Below are 22,846 nucleotides of genomic sequence, written 5' to 3'. Positions count from 1 at the left end.
GTGTGGGTCAGGACTTGGTGTGGGTGACCGTGCCGGCCGTCAGGATCCGCAGCACCCTGATTGCTTCCTCGCCGCTCGTGCGAGGTTCGGCCCGCGTCTCGATGCACTGGATGAAGTGCTCCAGCTCGCGCGTCAGCGGCATGCCTTGCCCGACCGCGACATAGGACGGCTCGTTGGTGGTGAAGGCCCACTGGCCGCTGTCCTGCCAGACCGCATGGCGGTAGACTGCAAGTTTGCGCTCCCAAGGCTCGACATCGTCGAATACCGCCATGGCCTTGGTGCCGACCACGGTCAGCCGCCGCTCGCGGTAAGGGTTGAGCCGCGAGGCGAAAAGATGGCTGCGCAGGCCGTTGGGAAAGCGCATGTGCAGATGCGCGAAGTCGCTGAGACTGTCGAGCAGGGCCGCCCCCTCGCCGCGCACCTCGATCGGCTCGGTGCCGGTTATGGCCAGGATCATCGACAAATCGTGCGGCGCCAGATCCCATAGCGCGTCGTTCTCGGTGTGGAACTTGCCGAGGCCGAGCCGGTGCGAGTGGATGTAGCGGACTTCGCCGAGCTCGCCATTGTCGATCAGGCCTTTCAGCGTCTCGAAGGCGGGATGGAAACGCAGGACGTGGCCCACCATGAAGACGCGGCCATTGTCCTTGGCCGCTTGCACCGCGCGCTCGGCGTCCGCCACTGTCAGGGCGATCGGCTTTTCCACCAGCACGTCCTTGCCGCTCTCGACGGCGCGCACGGCAACGTCGGCATGGTATTGCGGCGGCAACGCCATGACGATCGCGTCGATATCATCACGGACGAACAGCTGGTCCGGTTCTATCGCGAGGCAGTCCTGCTCGCTGGCGAAGCCTTCGGCGCGTGCACGGTTGGCGTCGGAGACCGCGTGCAACGCGCCGAGCCCCTTGAGGGTGCGGATATGGTTGCTGCCCCAGTATCCGCAACCAAGGACTGCAATGCGCGGCTTCATCTGTTTTCAAACTCTAAAACTCGTGGCCGAGACATAGCGACGTGCCCCTTCGAACTCAACCCCGGTGACCGCAACCAAATGTCCACGCCGCAAAGCTTTTCGGCAATGAGAATATGCGCCCACATCGAATGTTTCGAAGCTTGACAGGCTCGCCCTCCCAACCTTATATCCGCGCGACCTTGGCGAACGCCTCCGGAATGCCTTTCGATTTTAAGGCAGATTTCGGACCTTTCGCCGCCCTGGCGGGGTAGCTCAGTTGGTTAGAGCACGGGAATCATAATCCTGGGGTCGGGGGTTCAAGTCCCTCTCCCGCTACCAAAACTCAACATGTCGGATCCGGCAGCACCTCACGTCGGCTATTGAGCAGGCGAGCCTGACGATTTGAGGTTCGGGCTTATGGTCAAAGCCGGAGTTCGGCGGATGGCCGCTGCCGCGACCATTCCTGTCAGCCGAACCTGCTGCCGTACGAGGCGTCCGCGCGGCCGATCTGGCAGCCTCGGCTTGTCAATATAGCAAAAGATATATTAGCTATTGTTGACAAACTGCCTAAGCTCTGGTTTCGTCATTTGAGGGTAATTAAAATAAGTTCGTTGCGTTTTTTACGGACGGTGTTCGCATGTCAACTTTGGTTGTCGCGGACCCGCGGGGGGTGTATCTCGCCGGTCTGGAGTGGGTGTTGCGCAAGGCCGGACACGATGTTGTCGCCGAGTGCCACCGCGCGGTTGACGTTCTCACGCATGTGGAGCGCCATCGGCCTGATATTGCCATCGTCGGCGTGGAGGCAGCAGGTCCGCAAGCGACCAGTCTCTCCGTACGGCTGAAAGCCAGCCACAGCGCACTCGGCATCATCTTCATCGTGCAGCCAAACGGCGGTCTTGATGTCAAGGAAATACAGGCGCTCGACATCGACGGGCTGCTGCTGGACGGCGTTAGCCACCGCAGTCTCGTCGAGTGCGTGAATGCGGTGGCAAACGGCAAGAAATGGATCGACAACAAGATCGTCCAGCATCTGCTGATGCGGAGCCCGCAACAGCTGCTGTCGTCGTCGAAGCTGACGGGGCGAGAGAGCGAAATCGCTGATCTCGTCTCGCGCGGAATGCGCAACAAGACCATCGCGCAAAGGCTGCACGTGTCCGAAGGCACGGTGAAAATGCACCTTCACCACGTCTACGCGAAGCTTAATCTCGGCAGCCGGGCGGAACTGGCCTGGGCGGCGCATGGCAAGGGCTCCGACCACCCGGGAACCCGCCCCACCGAGCTGATCTAACCATCGCTTTAGCCGGCATGGAGATGGTGCCGTGACGGGCCGGAAGGCCGCCTGACGGCACTCGCCGGCGCCGGCGCCGGAACTATCGAAGGATATATATCGTTCGATCAGCTACGGCCATTGATCCCAATACTATCGAAGCGGGAATGGACGCGCCCTCTGCGACAGCGGCACAATGAGGTTGGAGGGGACGCATTCAGTAAGCGACCGAATACCGGATGCGGTCGGGCAGGTGCATTCCGGCGTCATCAGATCGAGGGATCGAGCGGTCACACACGTGACTGATTGATCGGGGCAAGATCAAAACGCCGCATCATTCGCATCTCGCCTTTATAAATAGATCCATTTGGATAGCCGTGCTTAAGGCGTCTGTAATATAATAACGCCGTATAGGCGTCTGGGGTTGTGTCATGTCCGAAAACTTCTCTATTAGCAACGCTAATACCGTATGGAATTTCTGCAATAGAAATGTCTTTTGGGGTAACGGAATAGAGTTGATTCGACACGCTCAAACTTCGTCTACCCCAATTCTCACTATACCTACAAAATCAAATATTGAGTTCCACAGATGCGGGGGCGACTTTCGTCGCGCCGCAAGGGAGATTGATCATGGCTGTTACCATCAACGTGCTTGGCACGACCTCGATCGACGAAACGCCTGGTTTGCAACAGGACGACATCGACCTCAGCAGTTTCCAGACAAACCATGCGAGTGCTCTTGCCGCGATCAACGCGGCTCTGGCTGCCGACACATTAACGGTAGCCAACGCGATCCAAATCGCCGGTGACGAGGATGTCGATATCACGCTGACCAATGCGACGAGTCCGGTCCAGGGTCTCGGCTTCGTGACGCTCGATTCGAACGGCCAGAATCCGGCCCCGGTCGACGGCCTGGACAGCGGCCAGCAAACGCTCGACGGCAACGAGATTTTTCTCTACGCCGACCCTGACAACGACAATATCATCCTCGGCCGCGAGGGCTCGGGAACGACGGCAGATTCCAGCGGGAAGATCGTTTTCGCGGTCTATCTGGAGGAAGTTACCGACCAGAACAACGTGATCACCGGCGGCCAGCTCTGGACCGTTCTGTTCGAGCCGCTGGCGCATCCGGACGACACCAATTCCGATGATGTTGTGAAGCTGCCTAATACCTTGGGCGTTGCCGCCACAGGGGAGCAGAACTTCAGCTTTGCGGGTGCACCGGCCGGCAACAACCTTTTCATGGCGTTCGGGAGCTCCGCCGACGCATTGCTGGTGAGCGGCACCTCAATTAGCCACACCGTCAACAGCAGCAAGGGCGGCGGCGCCACGACGCTCGGTACCGACGCGCAGGACGTGCGTGCCGGCAAAGGCTTGTACTTCACCTACGTCACCGGCATGGACGCGAATTTCCTCGCTCCGGACCTGACGCACAAAGAGGCGACCACCGTCAATGACATCTCCTTTACGGGCGTGCTGGATTCGGACGCGGCGTCGCTCACCATCGTCAAACTGACCGGCGGCGCCAGCGTCTCGGTGAAGCTGACGGCGTTTACGACGGATGTCGAAACTGGAGCCAATTACTTCCCGGGGCTCGGCGACTCCGATGATGTTAACGTCACGATCACCCATGTCTACATCAACGGCAGCGAGGTCTCATTCACGCTCGACGGCGATGGCACTGGCGTGATCGTGGCGGGTGTACATGACGGCGACGTGATCAAGTTCGAGACCGACGGCGATCACAACCGCGTCCTGGTCGAGAATGGTGAGGCTCTCGGATCGAACATCCACTTCAGCATCGGCGGGTTCGCGATCGAAAATGCAGTAACGGCGGCCGTGCCGGTCGGTGATCACCTCGAGTTCTACGACGACGGGCCGGCGGTCGCGGTCGCGGACGTCACGGACGGCGACTACGCGAACGGTGCCCAGGGCACCTGGACTCACGATCCAGGCGCTGACGGGCTCGGCTCGTTCAGCGCCAACTTCGACAGCTTCCAGATCGATAGCCATGGCATCGTCGATACAACGGGCACCAACAGCACCTTCGAGCAGACGGGCGACTTTACCTTCGACGGCTCGATAACCGCCGACTTCAACGGCGACGGCAGCAACGATACCGTCGAATTCACGCTGACACTGAATCCTGACGACGACAGCTACGACCTTCAGGTGACGACGCCGCCCACGACCACGACCACCTTCTCGACGGACCAGGGTAGTCTCGATGCGGGCGGCCCGGATCCGGTGCGGACGTTGACGATCGGCAGTGAGAATATCGTCTTCTCGGCGGTCAATGCTTTGACCGACCCGAATGACATCAAGCTGTTCCTTGATGCAAGTGAGGCCACGATCCAAGGGTCGGCAACCTACCTTAGCCCAGCCCAGATGAATGTCAGCACCGCGGGCATCGGACTTGGTGACAACCTGTTCGAGGGCAACTCCATCGCCGGGATCGACGGTGCCACGACCTCTGGGGGTAAGTTCGACGAGAGCTTCGTGATCGACCCGCACGGTGATGTGAGCAGCATGACGGTGATCATCAACAACAAGACGAACGGCGGCTACACACCGCTTACTGGGGAGGAACTCTACTACCGCATCTACGACAGTAACGGCGGCTGGAGCGCCCCTGTCAAGGTACTGCAGGGCGACCTAACCGTTACGAGCTCAACGGCCAGCTTCACTGTCGGCGATCCAAATGGGCCGAATGATATCGATGCGGTCCAGCTCATCATGGGCAAGGGCACCATCAAGGTTCCCACCATCACGTTCTCGGTGTCGACCGAGTTCTCGCCGCAACCGCTCGACCTGAACTTCACGGCCGATCTCTTCGATGGCGACCATGACAGCAGCACGGACCCATTCACGATCCATCTGGATGCCGCCACCGTTTGAGCACCTAACGAGCCCGCCCCTCGACGAGGGGCGGGCTCTCACCCTTCAGGATCTAGCGTCTGGACCGGGGCACAAAGCCGATGCTTAAACAAACCAGCAACTCCCGCCTTTCGCAGGTAATGAACGCTGTCCGCAGGGAGTTCCCGCTCCTGATAATCCTGAGTTGCCTGCTCAACCTGCTGCTTCTCGTTTCGACGATCTACATGCTCCAGGTCTATGACCGTGTGCTTTCGACGGGATCGCTGGACACGCTGTTGTGGCTGACCGTGATCGCCCTGTTTGCCATCGCCGTCTACGGCGTGCTCGAACAGTCGCGACGCATGGTTCTGGGTCGCGTCGCAGCCTGGGTGGAATGCGAGTTGAACGCTCCCGTACTCAAGCGCGCGATGGAAGCCCGCCTGGAAGGGGAAAACCTGCAGGGCGGCATTCGGGACGTCGGCAATCTAAAAAATTTTTATGGAAGCGACGCCGCCCAAGCTTTTCTCGATATGCCCTGGAGCATCATTTTCCTGGTTTTCATGTGGGCGCTGCACCCGGCGATCGGCATTGTCGGCACGCTTGGCGCGGTTCTGCTCTTCGGGCTGGCCGTCACCAACGATCTGTTGACCCGGGAGCGCCAGAAGAAGGCCTCGGTCGACGCGCGCACCAGCCAGGACAACGCCATCCGGTTCGTCGATGCGGGCGAGACGATCGGCCCACTCGGCATGGCGCGCCAGGTGTTCGAACGCTGGCGTCTGCGCCATGCCGAGATCGCTACGGAGCAGCAGTCGCTGCAAGACAAGACAACCGTGATTCTTTCCCTTTCCCGCAGCGTCCGCATCGCGCTTCAGGTGGCGATCCTTGGCGTCGGCGCCTACTATGTTCTTGCCGGCGAGATCACCGCCGGCGCGATGATCGCGGGTTCGATCACCATGGGGCGTGCGCTCGCGCCGATCGAACGCGCCACCGCTGCCTGGCGGGCCTTTGTGGCCGCGAGAGGAGCGCATGGCAACCTGCGGCAGCTATTCGAGCGCGTCGATCGTGATGGCAGCGAGCGCGTTGCGCTTCCCCGGCCGAAAGGCAGATTATCGTTCGAGGACATCTTCTATGTGCCTCCGGGTAGCGCGGAGCCGTTGCTTCACGGCATCCGCTTCGCCCTGGAGCCCGGCGAGAATTGCGTGGTGGTGGGGCCGTCCGGTTCCGGCAAATCGACACTATGCCGCCTGGCCGTCGGCGCCTGGAGGGCGGCGAAAGGTCATGTCCGGCTCGATGGAGCGGACGTATTCGACTGGCACCCCGAGGATCTGGGTGCCTATATCGGCTATCTGCCGCAGCAGGTCGAGTTCCTACCCGGTACTGTTGCGCAAAACATTGCCCGTTTCAGGGAAATCGACAGCGGAGCGCTGGTCCGTGCAGCCAAGATGGCTGGCGTGCACGAGTTGATCCTCGCTTTGCCCGCTGGCTACGAAACCGACATAGCGCTGCACTCGCGGCGCATCTCGCAGGGTCATCGGCAGCGGCTAGGCCTTGCGCGGGCTTTATATGGCGATCCGACGCTTGTGGTGTTGGACGAACCGAACGCCAACATGGACGAGGCCGGCGATAGAGCGCTTATCGAGACCTTGGCCACCCTTAAGCAGATGCAGGCCACCGTCCTGATCGTGACCCATTGCGTTTCCGTGTTGAAATCAGCCGATAAGGTGGCGGCATTGGACCACGGTACGCTGGCGGCGTTCGGTCCGCGCGATCAAGTGATCAGGCCAGTGCCGACTTTGGTGCCCGCGAAGTCACCTTTGCAGGCGGTTCCGTCTGAATGGCCGGCTTCGCCCCCCGTGTCAGAACATCCAGTATCAGCTGCAGCGGAGTGAACCATGCAGGACCACCCTGATGCCGTGCGTGTGATGATCACCTGGTTGGAAACCTTGCTTTCCGACATAAGCAAAGTTCTGCACTCGGCTTTCACCGCCCTCATCGCTGCCGTGCATCGCCAGTTGGCTGTCTATGGCATCGAAACCAGTGACACTGCCATCACGCTAGCAATTGGCGGCGCTGTGCTTCTGGTGATCGCGATGCTCATGAGGCTGTTTGGTTCAAGAGCAGCATCCGCTAGAACAGGTCATGCCAGATCTCTCGCGGACATCACGCGCTTTCCACGCCGGCTTGGGGTCGTGGCGACTGCCCTTTTTGTGCTGGTGCTGGGCGGCTGGACTGCCTTCGCCCCTTTGGCCAGCGCGGCTCTGGCTCCCGGCATCATCAGCCCCGACGGGCATCGAAAAACCGTCCAGCATCTCGAGGGCGGGATCATAAAAACCATCCACGTTCGAGAGGGTGACCTAGTCAAGGCCGGAATGCCGGTTGTCACACTCGACGATACGAGGGCTAAAGCGCTCGATGCGGAGCTTCGCGAGCGGTTCTCGTATCTGCTGGCAAGCCAAGCCCGACTTGAAGCGGAACAAACCGGTGCCGTTGAAATAAGCTTCCCGGAGCAACTTCTTCTCAAGGACTCGAACGAAATGCGAAAGGTCGTCGATGGGCAACGGCAATTGTTTTTCAGCCGACGCGCCGCGCATCAGGGGCGGTTGCAGATACTCGACGCCCGAATTCGTCAGTCCCAGGAGCAGAACGTCGGACTTCGGGAGATGATTGCTGCGGAAGACGAGCAACTCGCCCTAATCGATGAAGAAATATTGGGTGTCCAGACCCTTGTCGACAAGGGGCTCGAACGCAAGCCACGGGTGCTGGCGCTGCGCCGCGGACGCGCCGACGTTGCTGCCACCAAGGCGGCAAATCATGCGAAGATCGCCGAGAACGAGCAAGAGATCGGAGAAACGCGGCTGCAACTGGTCACGCTGGGCGAGGAACGCCAGGAGAAGATCGGTTCGGAGCTCGCCGAAGCTCGCCGGATGACGGCGGAAATCAATGGCCAGTTGCCATCGCGCGAGGACATGCTCATTCGCACTGTTATTCGTGCCCCGATCGACGGCACGGTGATGAACCTGCGGGTCAATACCGAAACGGGCGTCGTGGCACCCGGGCAGCCGCTGCTCGATATCGTTCCCGACGGCAACCATTTGGTGATCGACGCCCGGGTGCGTCCGACGGATATCGAGCGCATTAGACCCGGAATGTCGGCCCGGGTAGTTCTGACCGCCTACAGGCAGCGGAACCTGCCGCTCATTCATGGCAGGCTGCGCTCGATTTCCGCTGACGCGATGGCCGATGACAGAACGGGACTGCCATACTTTCTCGCGAAAGTAGAAGTCTTTCCTGAAGACTTGGCAGCGTTGCATGAGGTGACGCTGGTCCCCGGCATGCCTGCCGAGATAATGCTCATGGATGGCGAACAAAGCGTATTCGCTTACCTGCTTGGCCCCATCATTGATAGCGCGCGGCGGAGCCTTCGCGAGAATTGAAGTTGCTTTGCATAGCCACTGCCGCAGCCCCTGGATGTTTGATTCCAGGTCTTAATCCGGCCCACTTGCCGCCGACAATGGTCTCCCAACCCGGTGTTTCCAGCTTCAGCTCGACGACGACACCAGTCTTGTGAACCCAATCGAGCCTCTCTCCGGCCCGGGCCGCCGAAGCCGCCATGGTCAGCGTCAGCGCGAAAGCCGCAATTCCCGAAACCGAGATCTGCATGCCTGGTCAAATCTCGTTGTTGAAACCGAGATTTGCTGCACTTCACCCGCGTCCTAAGGGGCGGACTCTTCAATTAACTTCGGCAACGACGAAAAACCATCCGCGTCGTTTCAGCTAGCCGGCCTCAGCCGAACCTGCTGCCGTACGAGGTATCCGCGCGGCTGGATCTGACAGCCTAGGCTTGTCAATATAGCAAGAGGTATATTAGCCGTTGTTGACAAAATGCCCAAGCTCTGGTTTCGTCATTACGGCAAATTAAAATAAATTCGTTGCGTTTTTACGGACGTGTTCGCATGTCAACTTTGGTTGTCGCGGACCGACGGGGGGTATATCTCGCCGGTCCGGAGTGGGTGTTGCGCAAGGCCGGACACGATGTTGTCGCCGAGTGCCACCGCGCGGTTGACGTTCTCACACACGTGGAGCGCCATCGGCCTTACATTGCCATCGTCGGAGTGGAAGCAGCGGATCCGCAAGCGACCAGTCTCTCCATACGGCTGAAAGCCAGCCACGGCGCGCTCGGCATCATCTTCATCCTGGATGGGGATATGACACCGAGGCAGACCACAGTCCTTGACGTCGCCTGATACCTGACCAACGGGGGCAGCCAATGCTGCCCCCGTGCCCGCGATCTGTTATACGGAGACGTCATCTAAATCATGAAAACCAACCAACAGCCCTCTGCCCTTCAGATGGTGATGAAAGAGGCCAGGCGGGCCGTCCAGCCGCTTATCTGGTTCAGCGGCGGCATCAACGTGCTGATGCTGACCGGAGCGCTTTATATGCTCCAGGTCTATCACCGCGTACTCGGCAGCCATAGTCTGGAGACGTTGGTGATGCTGTCGCTGATGGCACTGGCCGCGCTCGGGACGCTCGCGGGGTTGGAAGTGGTACGCGGGCGTCTGTTGGCCAAGGTCGGGTCATGGATGAACGCGCGGTTGGCCCCGGTCCTCCTGACCGCATCGGTGGAATACGCCGCTTCGGCCCCCGGTCAGGTTAACGCGCGACCACTGCGCGACCTCGACCAGGTACGAAATTTCTTCACCAGCCCGAGCATCTTCCCGATCCTTGACGCGCCTTGGGCACCGCTGTTTTTCGCAGCCATATTCGTCATGCACCCTTGGCTGGGTTGGTTGGCGCTGTGCGGCGGCATCGTACTGTTTGCGTTGGCGTTGCTCAACGAATACATCACACGCAAGCCGTTGATCGATGCCGCAAGCGCACAGTCGCGGGCATATGTGCAAGCTGAGGCGGCGATCCGCAACGCCGAGGTCGTCCAGGCAATGGGCATGTTGAAGCCACTGCTGCAGGGCTGGAAGGCGCAGCAGGACGAGGCAAACAAAGCGCAAGTTCTTGCCGCCAACCGTGGCGGCGTCATCGCGGCCATCGCGCGTTTTCACCGGCTGGCCCTGCAAATGGCCATACTGGGCCTTGGTGCCTATCTGGTACTTCGCAACGAGGCATCACCCGGCATCATGATCTCCGCCTCGATCCTGATGGGCCGGGCGTTGTCCCCCGTCGAGCAAGCAATCGGCACATGGAAAGCGACGGTCGGAGCGCGTGCCGCTTACCGGCGACTGACCGCAGTTGCCGGACAGCACCCGGAGGCCACGCCGGTTCTGCCACTACCACGACCCAAAGGCAGGTTTGAGGCCGACAACCTTGTGCTTGCCCGTCAGGGTGGCGAGCACATCCTGAAAGGCATCAGTTTCCAGCTCAAGCCGGGCGAAGCAATGGCGTTGATCGGCCCGAGCGGCGCCGGCAAGACAAGTCTGGCGCGAATACTGGCCGGGGCTTGGCGCCCATCCGGGGGGCGTGCTCTACTGGACGGCATGGACGTCGCCCAATGGGCGGCGGAGGACCGGGGCCGTCACGTCGGTTACTTGCCGCAGGACATCGAGCTCTTCGCCGGGACCGTCTCCGAAAACATCTGCCGCTTCGCGAATCTCAACCCCGCGGTTTTCAACAACGTGGTCAGGGCCGCGCAGTTGGCGGGCGTTCACGAACTGATCAAAAGGCTGCCGAAGGGCTACGCCACCGAGATCGGCGAAGCGGGCGCAATACTGTCAGGCGGGCAACGCCAGCGTATCGGGTTGGCGCGGGCGCTCTACGGCGACCCGGCACTCCTTATCCTGGACGAGCCCAATTCCAACCTCGACCGCGAAGGCGAGGAGGCATTGATCGCCGCCCTAGGCGTGGTCAAGGCAACGAAAACAACCGTTATCCTGATCGCGCACCGCCCGAATATCGTGGAGAAGGTCGACAAGATATTGGTCCTCATCCGGGGCCAGCAAGACCTCTACGGCTCGCGCGACTATGTCTTCAACGAACTCGCCAACCGCGTCCGCAAGGTGGCTCATATGCCAAAGGCAGTCCAACCGCCAACCCTTGAAGTGGTCACGGAAGCCAAAGAAATCAAAGAGGTCAAGGAAGCATGAGCCGTTCCCCAGAATTGAACGTGGTGCCACTACCCGTCGCGCCGCCCTCTCTCTTGGAACCGATGCCCCTGCGTCTCACGGGCGTGACCTGCACCGGGTTCGCGATCATGTTCCTGTTCTTCGGCGTGGCCGGAGGTTGGGCGGCGCTGGCGCCGTTGGACAGCGCCGCGGTGGCACCGGGCGTCATCAAGGTCGCCGGCGACCGCAAGCTCATCCAGCACCTCGAGGGCGGCATCATCGCGGAATTGAATGCTGCCAACGGTGATATCGTCAAGGCGGGCAAGATCCTCATCAGGCTCGACGACACACAGGCAAAGGCGCAGCTTGACCTGGTCCAGAACCGGATCGCAACGCGTGACGCGCTGGCCGCGCGTCTCAGGGCCGAGCGTGATGGCAAGGCCGAGATCGAGTTTGATCCGTCGTTGCTCGCAAATCCCGCCGCCGCCGCAAGGGACGCGGTGGCCGCACAACGTGACGTGTTTGCGGCCAAGCACCACAACTTGAAGGACGAACGGGAAATTCTCAGCCAGCGCCGCCACCAAACGGAGGAAGAGACAAAGGGACTGGAGGCGCTTATCGCCACCGAGGACAAGCAGATCGAGGCGATCGAGGGTGAGACCAAAGACCTCGAAAGTCTGCTCAAGAAAGGACTGACCACCCGCGAGCGGAACCTGTTGCTCAGACGGCAGCAGCAGCAAATCGAAGGAGAACGCGCTACCAACGTCGCGGCAATCGCTCGTGCCAGAAGCGCCATGGCCGAAATTGACATGCAAATCTTGAACCTCAACACGGTGCGGCTGAACGAGGCCGTCGACGAGTTGAGCAAGGTCGAGTCGGAGTTGTTTGACCTCGGGCAGCAGGAGCGCTCCGCCAGGGACGTGCTTACCCGTACCAATGTGGTCGCACCGGTTGACGGTATCGTCATGGACCTGAAGGTCCACACGGCGGGCGGTGTCGTGAAACCCGGTGAGACATTGATGACCGTCGTGCCGCTCGGACAGCAACTCGTGGTAGAGGCTATGGTCAAACCGGAGGATGTCGAGACGATCGCGCCCGGACAGCCCGCGCGCGTCAGCTTTCCGGCTTTTGCCCGCTATAACCTGCCGCCACTCGACGGCGTCGTGGAGATCGTATCGGCTGACCGCATGGTGGAGGAGCGCAGCGGGGCACCGTATTTCGCCGCGACCGTGTTGATCGACAAGAGCGAACTTGCCAAGCTGGAGGGCCGTAAGCTGCTGCCCGGCATGTCGAGCGAGGCGATGATCAGAACGGGTGCGCGCACCGTGCTTGCTTATCTCGCCGAGCCGATCACGCAGAACTTCCGCCGGGCGATGCGGGAAAAATAGCCGTAGCCTCCGCTTCGGACGGGCCTTCCGAACCGGTCGATCGATGATCTTGGGAAAGGTGGGTAACGCTCCCCCGCGCTACCACCATACCATTGTTGTTGAATTTCCATTTGGCAAAAAAAAATCGCGGCTGTTTCCAGCCGCGGGGGTATGGGAGAGCTCTTGGGTACTCGCGGTCAGATGTTGGCAAGCAATTCGTTGACGCGGCTTTCCATGTCGGCAAGCGCGGCATCGACGTCCTTCTGGCCAGTGATTGCAGCGCTCATCTCTTCGCCGATAATATCCTGGATCGCAAACTGGCGCTGCACCGTGGATGGCAGCGGCTTGCCGAGATCGGCGATTGCGGAAATCGTGTTGCGATGCGGCAGAGCCTTGAAGGCGTCCGAGGTGATGACGGCCTTATATGCCGGCAGATGGCCGGTGCGCGACCATTCGAAGTCGTTGTCCGCGAAGAACTTCAGGAACTTGCCGATGGCCGCGGTCTGCTCCGGCGTACGGTCCTTCTGCGAGACTGCCCAGGTGTGGCCGTCGGCATATTGCGCATGAGTGCCGTCAAACAGCTGCGGATAGGGGTAGACCGCATAGCCGCCCTTGTTGAGCGCCGTACCCTTGGTTTCGGACTGGGCGTTGTTGTCACCGACAACCCAGGTGCCGTTGAGCTGGACGCCACCCTCGCCAGCAAGAAAGGCGTTGATCGCGCCGCCATAGTCGAGGTCCTTGGTGGTGTAACCCTTGTCGAAGATGGCCTTGTACATCTCGACCACCTTCTTGGCTTCCGGCGTATTCAGCTTCACATGCCTCGGATCGGCAAAGAAGTCGGAGTCCTGCTGGAAGAGATAGGTATAGAGATTGCGCGTGTAGAGTGCAGTCTCATTGGCCAGGTTCTGAACGAAATAGGGCTTGCCGGTCTTCTGTTTGAACTGTTCGGCTTGGGCGAGCAGTTCGTCGGGCGACTTCGGAAGGATCGGCGTGCCGTCGGTATTGACGAGCCCGGCTTGTTTGAAGAGATCCATGTTGATGTGATAAAGCATCGTCCAATTGTCGATCGGCAGGCCGTAGATCTTGCCGTCTTTGGTGGCGCCGTTACGCGCCGCATCCGTGAAGGCCTCGGGCGTCAGACCGACGGACTTCAATAGATCGTCGAGCGGCATCAACAGGCCCTTGGACTGGTAGTCCGAAAGCACCGACTCGTGGATCGTGACGATGTCCGGAGCATCGCCCGAAGCGAACTGCGCGGTCAGCTGGTCATAGCCCGGCCATTCCACGGTGGTGACGCTGACGTGCACATCGGGATTGTCGGCGTTGAACTTGTTGATCAGCGAGGTGATGATACCGCATTCGCCTACGGCCTTGGCGACATCGGTGTTGGTGCCGAAATCGGCATCGCAGGCACCGAAAAAGCGCTGCACGGTAAGTTCCGTCGCCGCAAGGGTCGGGCTTGCGAGCATCATCACGCCCGCCGAGACTGCGGCAAACAGTATTTGCTTCATTTTCATATCAGTTCCTCCTACTGGGTCTGCGCCGTTCCACACTGGATTGGCTTCATGCTTCAATCGCCGCGGCGCACTCCCCGCCGGTCAGTTTCGTCATCTCACCGCAGCGCCAGAGACGGCCGTGACGATGTATTTCTGGAAAAAGAGATAGACGATCAGGATCGGCGCGCCGGCGAATACCGCCTGCGCCATCAGGAAGCCGATGCCTTCCGACTGGGCGAAATTGGTCTGTGTCGAGGCCATGCCGACCGTCAGCGTGTACATGTCCTTCTTGGTCGCCGAGATCAGCGGCCACAAATAGTCGTTCCACGCGCCGAGAAAGGTGAAGATGCCGAGCGTCGCCTGTGCCGGTACCGTGAGCGGCAGAAGCACCTTCCAGAAAATCTTGAACCGGCCGGCATTGTCCAGCATGGCGGCTTCGTCCAGCTCCTTCGGGATGGCCTTGAAATATTGGGTCATCAGGAAGACGCCAAACGAAGCCGACAGGCCGGGGAGAATGAGGCCGTGATAGGTGTTGTGGAATTTCAGCACGCTGAAGATCTGATGACGGGCGACAAGCACGGCTTGCTCCGGGACCGCCAGACCGAAGAGCACGATCACGAACAGGATGTTTCGGCCGGGGAAATTCAGCCGCGCAAAACCGTATCCGGCGAGTGACGACAGGATCAATGTACCGAGCGTCAGCCCGCCCGAGACGATGATGCTGTTGAGCACCCAGAGGAATACATTCGAGGTGCCGATGGTGTTGATGTAGTTCTTCAGCGTGTAGGGCGCATGAAACACCGAATTCGGATCGGCCATCAGCTCGGCATTTTCCTTGAGCGACAGGCCGATGACCCACAGGACCGGCGCGATCATGACGATCGAAAGCAGGATGACGAGGGCCAACAGCACCCGGTCGCCGAATGCTCGTCCCTTGAGGGAAGTGGCTGGAGCACTCATGCTTGGTCGCCCCTGTTGCGTGCGACGAGGTACTGGGCCATGGCCGCGATCAGGATGAGGATGAACAGGATTTCCGATGCCGCGGCACCCAAGCCCAGATCCCAGCGACGGAATGCGGTGTCATAGATGTAAAGCACGATCGGCTTGGTCAGATTGTTCGGACCGCCGCGAGTCATCAGCCAGGCTTGGCCGAACAGCTGGAACTGCAGCACGATCTGGACGATGATTACCAAGATGAAGGTGCGTTTGATCGACGGCAGCGTAATCGAGCGCAACGTCTGCCAGCGATTAGCATTGTCCAGGGCTGCCGCTTCGTAGATATCCTGCGGGATTTGCTGGAGTGCCGAGAGAAAGAGCATCATCGGCAGGCCGATGCACCACCAGATGGTGGCAATGGCGATACCGATCATGGCAAGGCTGGGATCGGAAATGAAAGCCGGGGCGGTGGCGCCGAACCATCCATAGATTGTCGACAACAGACCGACATTCGGAATGAACACGATGCGCCAGATCAAAGTGACGATCGTGACCGACAGCACCGAAGAGGAAAAGAACAGAGTGCGCAGCACCGCGGCAGTGCGCGTGCGGCGGTTGAGGCAAAGCGCGAGAAAGAGACCGATCAGCGCCAGCGTCGGTACCGTCAGAAGCACGAAGTAGAAAGTGTTCCAGACCGATTGCAGGAAGACCTTATCGTGAAACAGCCTGACATAATTACCGAGGCCGACAAAGTTTCCGGACGAGAAAGTGTCGGCCTTATGGAAACTCAGCCATATCCCCCACAGCAGCGGGAAGAGCAGCAGCGTCGTGAAGAAAAACAAGAACGGCGCAACGAAAATGAAGTTTCGCCATTGCGGCGCGTGGATATCGACGCTTGGGGCTCTCGCGCCGGCGGCTGACATCTCGGTCTGCTCGATTGCCAGCCGGTCAGCCATATCAAGCCTCCCTCGCGTGCCAGGCGCGGCCGTTCTCGCTGAACAGATGTGATTTCTGGCCGTCCAAGACGAGCCCGACCTTGTCGCCGATCGCGACGCGGCTGTTGCCGGCATCGGAGCCGACGATCTGCTGGCCATTGCCCAGCCGCGCATAGATCAAGGTACGCTCGCCGAGCCGCTCGAGCACATCGACGAGGCCGTCGGCATTGCCCTGTCCGGCCGGAACGATGCGGACGTCTTCCGAACGGATGCCCAAGGTGTAACTGCCGTCGCTCAATTGGCTGGAGGCGATCTCGGTCCCCACCAAAATGCCGTCCGCTAATTTGGCCGTGGCGTTTTCGCCCGATCTGTCGAGCGTCGCATCGACAAAGTTCATCGCCGGTGCGCCTACGAAGCCTGCGACGAATTTGGTCGCGGGGCGTTCGTAAATCTCCATGGGAGAGCCGATCTGCTCGATCTTGCGATTGTTCATGACCACGATGCGGTCGGCGAGCGTCATCGCCTCGACCTGGTCGTGGGTGACGAAAATCATTGTCGATTGCAGGCGCTGGTGAAGCTGGGCAAGCTCGATGCGGGTCCGGGTGCGCAAAGCCGCGTCGAGATTGGAGAGCGGCTCGTCGAACAGGAAGGCCTTCGGCTCCTTGACGATCGCACGACCGATGGCGACGCGCTGGCGCTGGCCGCCGGAGAGCTGACCCGGCTTGCGCTCGAGCAAGTGCGGCATTTCGAGGATGCGGGCGGCTTCGTTGATCCGCCCGTCAATAACCTCGCGTGACATGCCGACATTCTCAAGCCCGAAGGCCATGTTGTTGCGCACGGTCATATGCGGATAGAGCGCATAGGACTGGAATACCATGGCAATGCCACGCTTGCCGGGCGGCAGATGATCGATGCGCTGGTTGTTGATTGCGATCTCACCGCTATCAATAGTTTCGAGGCCTGCGATCATTCGCAAAAGCGTCGACTTCCCGCAGCCGGACGGTCCAAGGAACACGATGAATTCGCGGGCCTTGATAGAGAGCGACAGGTCGTCCAGCACCGACATGGCACCGAACTGCTTGCTCACATTCCTGATTTCGATATCAGCCGTCACCTCGACGCTCCTCCTCAGCGCATGCAGCTTTTCGACGACACGCTCGAGGTCAGAGCTTCAGGCGTATCATCTGGTAGGAATAGGCTGGCAACGACAGGGTCAGATTGCCGCCGGCCACCGAAGCGCCCTCACCTTTCCTGGGGCCGACATTGCCGGGAGTCTCGGCCGAATTGACGGCTTTCAGATCGGCATGCACCATCACCTGATGATCAACGATTTCAGCCACGCCGAAGCCGGTGATATCGATCACGGTTTCGATCGCCGCGCTCGCGTGACGGTTGACGGCGAAGAAGGTGACGTGGCCGGTTTGCGTGTCATGCACGCCGGCGACGTCGACATAAGAAACGTCGCCCGCAACGCTGGATTTGTAGGTCGGGCTTTCCACCTTGAGATCCAGCGCATTGCCGCGGCCGTAGGTCGAGGCATAGAGATAGGGATAGAAGATCGTCTGACGCCATGCCGGGCCATTCGGAACGGTCATGATCGGCGCGATGACGTTTACCAGTTGCGCCAGGCAAGCGATCTTGACCACGTTGGAACGACGGATGAAGGTGTTGAGGATCAGGCCGACCTGTAGCACGTCCTCGAAATTGTAGATGTCCTCGAGCAGCGGCGGCGCGAAGGGCCAGCCGTCATTGCCGCCAAGGATTCTCTTGTCCTGCTCCTTGGAATGGTACCAGACATTCCATTCGTCGAACGAGATGTAGACCTGCTTGTTGGAGCGCTTCTTGGCCTTGATATAGTCGATGACGCCGGCGACCGAGACGATGTAGTCGTCGAGCTTCTCGCTCATCGCAAGGTAATTGGGTGCGTCATTGGCCTCATTGTCGAAATACATGTGCAGCGAGATGTAATCGACCTCATTGTAGGTGTGGTCGAGAACGGTCGCTTCCCATTCAGGATAGGTCGGCATCTTGGCATTCGAAGAGCCGCAGACCACGAGTTCCAGCGATTTGGAGAAGGCGCGCATGGCCTTGGCGGTCTCGTGGGCCAGGCGGCCATACTCGTCGGCGGTCTTGTGGCCGATCTGCCAGGGGCCGTCCATTTCGTTGCCGAGGCACCAGAGCTTGACGTCGAACGGCTCCTTGCGGCCGTTGGCGATACGTTTGTCGCTCCACTCGCTGCCGCCGGAATGATTGGTGTATTCCAGAAAGTTGCGGGCTTCGTCGAGGCCACGCGAGCCGAGATTGACGGCAAGCATCATTTCGGTGTTGGCGGCGGCGCACCAGTCGGCGAATTCATGCAGACCGACCTCGTTGCTTTCCGACGTGTGCCAGGCGAGGTCGAGGCGCACCGGGCGCTCTTCCTTGGGCCCGACGCCGTCTTCCCAATTGTAAGCGGACACGAAATTGCCGCCTGGATAGCGGACGATCGGAACGTTAAGTTCCTTGACGAGGTCGATGACGTCCTGGCGCATGCCATTGGCATCCGACGTCGGATGGCCGGGCTCATAGATGCCGGTGTAAACCGCGCGCCCCAGATGCTCTATAAAGGACCCATACAGCCTCGGATCGATTTCCGAGACGACATAGCGTGGATGTGCCGTAACGGCCGCCCTCATGCATTTCCTCCCTGCGTATCGCAAATGATGATTTAAATCACCTTGCCCGATACTAAACGGAATTGAATGCCGTCCGTCAAGTCGCAATAGCCAAAAGTCTGACAATTGACCGATGATCTGAATATCCGGGAATAATAGAGCATTGAAATTGCTGCCCTATTTTTTAAACCCGGATTTAGGATATCATCCTGTTTTGATCCTCAGCAGGATGTCCTGGTCATAATTTCCAAACCCCTTGCCGAAAATATTGATCCCGCCAGGACGCTTGGCGTCATCCTTGACGCCGATGCGGACGCGGATTGAATGATGGCTTTTGAGGTCCAGCGCGGCGAGGCTGGTTTCAGAAATCCTGACGCCGTCGACATAGGTGCCGTCGGTAGAAATCCGCCAATTCTTCAGCTTGCCATATTGGGAGCCCTTGAGCTTCCACCAGGACGGTGTGAAGACGCCGCGCTTGTCGCCGAAATCTCCAGGTGACGTCCAGGTGCCGACATCGAAGCCATTGATCGTCAGCGTGATGTCGGAGGGCCAGTCGGCGCTCGTGCCTGGCACTTCAGAGGACAGCTCTACCGCCACTTCGAGTTCGGTGATCTCGGCATTGGCTAGCTTGGCATTGTTGGGAAACTGGTATTCGACAAAACCGCGCGTGAACCACAACAGCCCAGCTTTCATACGATCCGGATCGAGGAAAGTGTTCGGCACATCGAGCAGACCAATGATGCCGTCCGGCGAACAGAGACCGCAGGGCGCCGTCACCTCGAAACCGGTGTAAAGCCCGATCGGCATCGACACTTCGATGGCATTGTTCTTGAGCGCACGATATTCGCTCTTGAAGACCACGAGCACTTCCTCTGCGGTCGGATAACAGATCTTCTGGCTGCCCTTCTTCGCCTTCTGGTTCTCGGTGCGGATCAGTCCTGCATCCTCCAGCACCTGGATATTGGTCGACACCGTCGATTGCGGCAGCGACAGCACGGCAGCAATGTCGTTAACATTCATCGGCCCTTTCTCATGCAGCAGCTTGAGCATGGAAATGCGTGCCGAAGAGGCTAGTCCCTTGAGGACGGCAATGCCTTCCTCAGGTTCGATCACCAGAAAATTGCGACTCATGGATTTGCCGGTCTATCCGAAATCTATATCCGAAATTATCTTGTATATCGAGATATTTGATTTAATCAATGCGCGGGCTCAGCCCGCATCAATTTATTGATCAGCGGCAGGTCACGCTGGTTTCGATCAGCTGTCGGCGGCCAGGCCTGTCGGTATCGAAAGGACCGAAGCGCGACACTCCGCAGACGTTGCGCACAAGCTCCGCTCGCAGGGCGCGATCGGACATCAGTAGTTTCGATACCGCCGCCAATCTCGGTGGATGTGCGTCCGCCCTGGCCGGATATGATTATGTGCCGTTGTCGAGACCGCCGGCCTCGCCTGTGTGACGCATCATGCGGCGAAAGCTCATCGAGATGTGCGCGCGCCTTATATGGCCGATCGATTCCAAGTCCCCGATCTCCGCAGCGGCAAGCACTTCCTCCATTTCGCGGCGGAAGGCGGTGAATTCTTCGACAAGGCCGAGCTGCGGCATCATCTTCAGCACGACCCGCGCGACCTGAAAATACAGACGCTCGCTGATCTCGCGCAGCGGCTGGTTGCCGGTCATGGCAGTGAGTTCGTAGAAGAAATCCATGTTGAGGCGAAGGAACGCACGCTGGTCCGGATTGAGCATATCGGAACTACAGCGCGCGATGAGTGTTCTGATCCGATCGAGATCCTCCGCAGTGCGCGGGATCGGTGAAAGCTTGCCTACGAGCAGCGCCAATTCCAGCCTGAGGTGATAGACCTGTTGCAATTCCTCGATATCGACGTCGGTGACGATCGTGCCGACGCCATGGACGGATTGGACAAGCCCCTCTGATTCGAGACGCGCCAGCACGCGCCTGACCGGGGTTCGGCTGATCTGGAATTCCTGGGCCAGTTCTTCCTCGGAGAGACGGCTTCCCGGGGCGTAGTCCAGCAGGCAGATGCGATCGCGCAAGATCCGGTAGATGCGCTCGAACCGCTCCCGCGCCGAGAGCGGGCGCGGGGTCACGACTATCGGCGCGGCATCCGTCTCAAGCGTCATCCAGCCTCCAGGACAGCATGCAGGAATTGCCGCGTCCGCTCATTCTTGGGTGCCCCGAACAATTCGCTTGGCGGCCCTTGCTCGCAGATCTTGCCTTGGTAGAAGAAGCAAACGCGATCGGAAAACTCCTTGGCGAAGCCCATCTGATGGGTGACCATCAGCATCGTCAGATCGTGCTCACGCCCGATCTGCCTTATCACCTGCAGCACTTCGCCGACAAGCTCGGGGTCGAGCGCCGAGGTCACCTCGTCGAACAGCATGATTTTGGGCCGCATGGCCAACGCCCTGGCGATAGCCACACGCTGCTGCTGGCCACCGGACAGCTGCGACGGATAATGATCCTTCTTCTGGGCCAGTCCCACCAGTTCCAGGAGTTCCGCCGCCCGCGCCTCTGCATCCGCCCGCTTCATGCCAAGCACCGTCATCGGCGCCTCGATGCAATTCGCCATCGCCGTCATGTGCGGGAAGAGGTTGAAGGATTGGAAGACCATGCCGATCTTCGCCCTGATGCGGCGGATATGCGCGAGGTCGGCGGGAACGAGCGTGCCGTTCTTCTTCATGTGGGTCAGCGGTTCGCCCTCGACCCAGATGACGCCGTCGTTGATCGTCTCCAGCGTCATCAGCATGCGCAGTACCGTCGTCTTGCCGGAACCGGATGGGCCGATGACGGAGACCTTTTCGCCGCGCGCGATTTCGAGATTGAGCCCGTCGAGAACGGTCAGCGCACCGTAGCGTTTCGAGACGTTCTCGAAACGGACCATCGGTTGTTCGATCATCGAGTGGTCCTCCGGTTGAGCAAGCGTTCGAGAGCCCGGATGAGCGCGGCCGAAACCAGGCTCATGGCAAGAAAGAACAGACCGACCAGCGTGATCGGCTCGGTGTATCGGAAGGTTTCGGAGCCGATGATCTTCGCCGTCTGCATCAGTTCCATCACGGCGATCGCGGAGAGCAATGGCGTCTCCTTGAACAAGGCGACGAGATAGTTGCCGAGCGCCGGAACGATCGGCGGGATCGCCTGCGGGATGATGATGTCGCGAAACGTCGTCCATGCCGACAAATTGAGCGCGATCGCGGCTTCCCACTGGCCGCGATGGATGTTGTCGAAGCCGGCACGATAGACCTCGGAACAATAGGCGGCGTAGTGGATGCCGATGGCAAGCACGCCTGCGGTGAAGGCATCGAGCACGACGCCGAATTTCGGAAAGACGAAGTAGATGAAAAAGATCTGGATGAGCAGCGGTGTCGAACGGATCAGTTCGACCAGCACCGAAATCGTCCAGCCGGTTCGCGGCACGGCGATCCGCACCACCGCCAGCACCAGGCCGAGGGTCGCGGCGAGCACGAAGCCGATCAGCGTCGCCTCGACCGAAACGATTGCCGCCTGCGCCAGCACCGGCAGGATTTCGAGGGTGAAGCTCCAGTCCCAGATCATGCCGCCCTCCCCCGCGCCAGGCCGGCCGACGCGCGTCTTTCGAGCAGCCGCATGCCGATGGTGAGAACCAGCGACATGGCGAGATACATAAGGAGCACGAGCGTAAAGATCGGAATGGTCTTGAACGTATTCTGGTTCATCTGCTGCGCCTTGAAGGCGAGGTCAGAGAGCGTGATCAGCGAGACCAGCGAGGTCGATTTGAGGAGTTCGATGAAGAGGTTGCCCCAGGGCGGGATCATGGCGACGAAAGCCTGCGGCAGGATGATCCGGCGCAGCATCTGGGCTCGGCTCATATTCAATGCCGTGCATGCCTCCCACTGGCCGCGGGCGACCGACAGGATTGCGCCGCGTACCACCTCCGATCCGTAGGCGCCGACGTTCAGGCCGAGCGCCACGACGGCCACCAGAAACGCGTCGAACGTGACGCCGAATTGCGGCAGTACGAAAAACAACCAGAACAGTTGCACCAGCGCCGAGGTGCCACGGAAGATCTCGACATAGATCGTGGCCAGCCATCGGAGCGGCGCCGGACCATAAAGCCGGGCGAGCGCGGCAAGCACGCCCATGATGACCGCGAGCAGGCTGCCAAGAACGGCGATCTGAACGGTCAACACCACGCCTTGCAGCAGGCCCGGCAGAAACAGGCTGTAGCTTGCCTGTGTCGCCAGGATACCGATGATGGCGAGCGCAGCCGCTAGCATCGCAACAAGCGTGCCGATACCCATCTGCTTCTCCAAAAAAGGGTGGCGCCTTCGCGCCGCCCA

Annotated in this window: 20 protein-coding genes and 1 tRNA gene; 8 read left to right on the top strand and 13 right to left on the bottom strand. The window is 59.9% G+C overall.

Going from position 1 to position 22,846, the window contains the following annotated elements:
* Positions 1-7: 7 nt before the first annotated feature.
* Entirely contained in the window at positions 8-967 is a 960-nt protein-coding gene (locus NKJ26_RS12315; protein ID WP_352601007.1) for a Gfo/Idh/MocA family protein, read from the bottom strand.
* Between the two features lie 241 nt (positions 968-1,208).
* Between NKJ26_RS12315 and NKJ26_RS12310 the strand changes: the two genes are divergently transcribed.
* Both NKJ26_RS12310 and NKJ26_RS12305 read left to right on the top strand, forming a co-directional pair.
* Positions 1,209-1,285: transfer RNA gene (locus NKJ26_RS12310), tRNA-Met, on the top strand.
* A 298-nt stretch (positions 1,286-1,583) separates the two neighbouring features.
* Positions 1,584-2,234 (top strand): response regulator transcription factor, encoded by a 651-nt coding sequence (locus NKJ26_RS12305; RefSeq protein WP_352695441.1) that lies wholly within the window; start codon positions 1,584-1,586, stop codon positions 2,232-2,234.
* Between the two features lie 269 nt (positions 2,235-2,503).
* On the opposite strand, the gene NKJ26_RS12300 is transcribed toward NKJ26_RS12305, so the two are convergent.
* Positions 2,504-2,740 (bottom strand): hypothetical protein, encoded by a 237-nt coding sequence (locus NKJ26_RS12300; protein ID WP_352695440.1) that lies wholly within the window; start codon positions 2,738-2,740, stop codon positions 2,504-2,506.
* Between the two features lie 103 nt (positions 2,741-2,843).
* Here NKJ26_RS12300 and NKJ26_RS12295 point away from each other — a divergent pair, with 103 nt between their 5' ends.
* The 3 genes from NKJ26_RS12295 (at position 2,844) to NKJ26_RS12285 (ending at position 8,503) form a co-directional block, all read left to right on the top strand.
* Complete coding sequence (locus NKJ26_RS12295) at positions 2,844-5,111, top strand: hypothetical protein (RefSeq protein WP_352695439.1); 2,268 nt, start codon at positions 2,844-2,846, stop codon at positions 5,109-5,111.
* A gap of 119 nt (positions 5,112-5,230) precedes the next feature.
* Positions 5,231-6,958, top strand: a complete 1,728-nt coding sequence (locus NKJ26_RS12290; protein WP_352695438.1) for a type I secretion system permease/ATPase — start codon at positions 5,231-5,233, stop codon at positions 6,956-6,958.
* Between the two features lie 3 nt (positions 6,959-6,961).
* The gene (locus NKJ26_RS12285; RefSeq protein ID WP_352695437.1) at positions 6,962-8,503 is read left to right on the top strand and encodes an HlyD family type I secretion periplasmic adaptor subunit; all 1,542 of its coding nucleotides are present in this window, start codon (positions 6,962-6,964) and stop codon (positions 8,501-8,503) included.
* Here the strand turns inward: NKJ26_RS12285 and NKJ26_RS12280 are convergent.
* A complete protein-coding gene (locus tag NKJ26_RS12280; RefSeq protein WP_352695436.1) occupies positions 8,466-8,729 on the bottom strand; it encodes a hypothetical protein in 264 nt (87 codons plus the stop codon). The two genes, NKJ26_RS12285 and NKJ26_RS12280, sit on opposite strands and share 38 nt — an antisense overlap.
* A gap of 293 nt (positions 8,730-9,022) precedes the next feature.
* Here NKJ26_RS12280 and NKJ26_RS12275 point away from each other — a divergent pair, with 293 nt between their 5' ends.
* From NKJ26_RS12275 to NKJ26_RS12265, 3 genes are all read left to right on the top strand, one after another.
* Positions 9,023-9,313 carry a hypothetical protein gene (locus NKJ26_RS12275; protein WP_352695435.1) on the top strand — a complete coding sequence of 97 codons (291 nt, stop codon included), beginning with the start codon at positions 9,023-9,025 and terminating at the stop codon, positions 9,311-9,313.
* 72 nt (positions 9,314-9,385) lie between these two features.
* Positions 9,386-11,164, top strand: a complete 1,779-nt coding sequence (locus NKJ26_RS12270; protein ID WP_352695434.1) for a type I secretion system permease/ATPase — start codon at positions 9,386-9,388, stop codon at positions 11,162-11,164.
* Positions 11,161-12,510, top strand: coding sequence for an HlyD family type I secretion periplasmic adaptor subunit (locus NKJ26_RS12265; RefSeq protein ID WP_352601023.1), 1,350 nt, complete (start codon positions 11,161-11,163; stop codon positions 12,508-12,510). Before NKJ26_RS12270 ends, NKJ26_RS12265 begins: the two co-directional genes overlap by 4 nt.
* A 176-nt stretch (positions 12,511-12,686) precedes the next feature.
* Here NKJ26_RS12265 and NKJ26_RS12260 read toward each other — a convergent pair whose 3' ends face one another.
* The 10 genes from NKJ26_RS12260 to ehuC form a co-directional block, all read right to left on the bottom strand.
* Entirely contained in the window at positions 12,687-14,000 is a 1,314-nt protein-coding gene (locus NKJ26_RS12260) for an ABC transporter substrate-binding protein (RefSeq protein WP_502899504.1), read from the bottom strand.
* A gap of 96 nt (positions 14,001-14,096) precedes the next feature.
* Positions 14,097-14,945 (bottom strand): carbohydrate ABC transporter permease, encoded by an 849-nt coding sequence (locus tag NKJ26_RS12255; protein WP_352601025.1) that lies wholly within the window; start codon positions 14,943-14,945, stop codon positions 14,097-14,099.
* Positions 14,942-15,877 carry a carbohydrate ABC transporter permease gene (locus NKJ26_RS12250; RefSeq protein ID WP_352695433.1) on the bottom strand — a complete coding sequence of 312 codons (936 nt, stop codon included), beginning with the start codon at positions 15,875-15,877 and terminating at the stop codon, positions 14,942-14,944. The genes NKJ26_RS12255 and NKJ26_RS12250 overlap by 4 nt, the downstream gene beginning before the upstream one ends.
* Before the next feature lies 1 nt (position 15,878).
* On the bottom strand, positions 15,879-16,970 hold the full coding sequence (locus NKJ26_RS12245; RefSeq protein WP_352695432.1) for an ABC transporter ATP-binding protein: 1,092 nt from the start codon (positions 16,968-16,970) through the stop codon (positions 15,879-15,881).
* 49 nt (positions 16,971-17,019) lie between these two features.
* The gene (gene arfA / locus NKJ26_RS12240; protein WP_352695431.1) at positions 17,020-18,531 is read right to left on the bottom strand and encodes an arabinosylfuranosidase ArfA; all 1,512 of its coding nucleotides are present in this window, start codon (positions 18,529-18,531) and stop codon (positions 17,020-17,022) included.
* Positions 18,532-18,714: 183 nt separating this feature from the next.
* Positions 18,715-19,641, bottom strand: a complete 927-nt coding sequence (locus tag NKJ26_RS12235) for an ArsR/SmtB family transcription factor (protein ID WP_352695430.1) — start codon at positions 19,639-19,641, stop codon at positions 18,715-18,717.
* 286 nt (positions 19,642-19,927) lie between these two features.
* Complete coding sequence (locus NKJ26_RS12230; RefSeq protein WP_352695429.1) at positions 19,928-20,650, bottom strand: GntR family transcriptional regulator; 723 nt, start codon at positions 20,648-20,650, stop codon at positions 19,928-19,930.
* On the bottom strand, positions 20,647-21,426 hold the full coding sequence (gene ehuA, locus NKJ26_RS12225; protein ID WP_352695428.1) for an ectoine/hydroxyectoine ABC transporter ATP-binding protein EhuA: 780 nt from the start codon (positions 21,424-21,426) through the stop codon (positions 20,647-20,649). The genes NKJ26_RS12230 and ehuA overlap by 4 nt, the downstream gene beginning before the upstream one ends.
* Positions 21,423-22,082, bottom strand: a complete 660-nt coding sequence (ehuD, locus tag NKJ26_RS12220) for an ectoine/hydroxyectoine ABC transporter permease subunit EhuD (protein WP_027024348.1) — start codon at positions 22,080-22,082, stop codon at positions 21,423-21,425. Before ehuD ends, ehuA begins: the two co-directional genes overlap by 4 nt.
* The gene (ehuC, locus tag NKJ26_RS12215; protein WP_352695427.1) at positions 22,079-22,807 is read right to left on the bottom strand and encodes an ectoine/hydroxyectoine ABC transporter permease subunit EhuC; all 729 of its coding nucleotides are present in this window, start codon (positions 22,805-22,807) and stop codon (positions 22,079-22,081) included. The genes ehuD and ehuC overlap by 4 nt, the downstream gene beginning before the upstream one ends.
* Positions 22,808-22,846: the final 39 nt, after the last annotated feature.

The organism is Mesorhizobium sp. M0152, from assembly GCF_040322415.1.
Taxonomy (GTDB): Bacteria; Pseudomonadota; Alphaproteobacteria; order Rhizobiales; family Rhizobiaceae; genus Mesorhizobium.
Note: the sequence above shows the minus strand (reverse complement) of the source record. Positions and strands in the feature narration are given on the sequence as shown.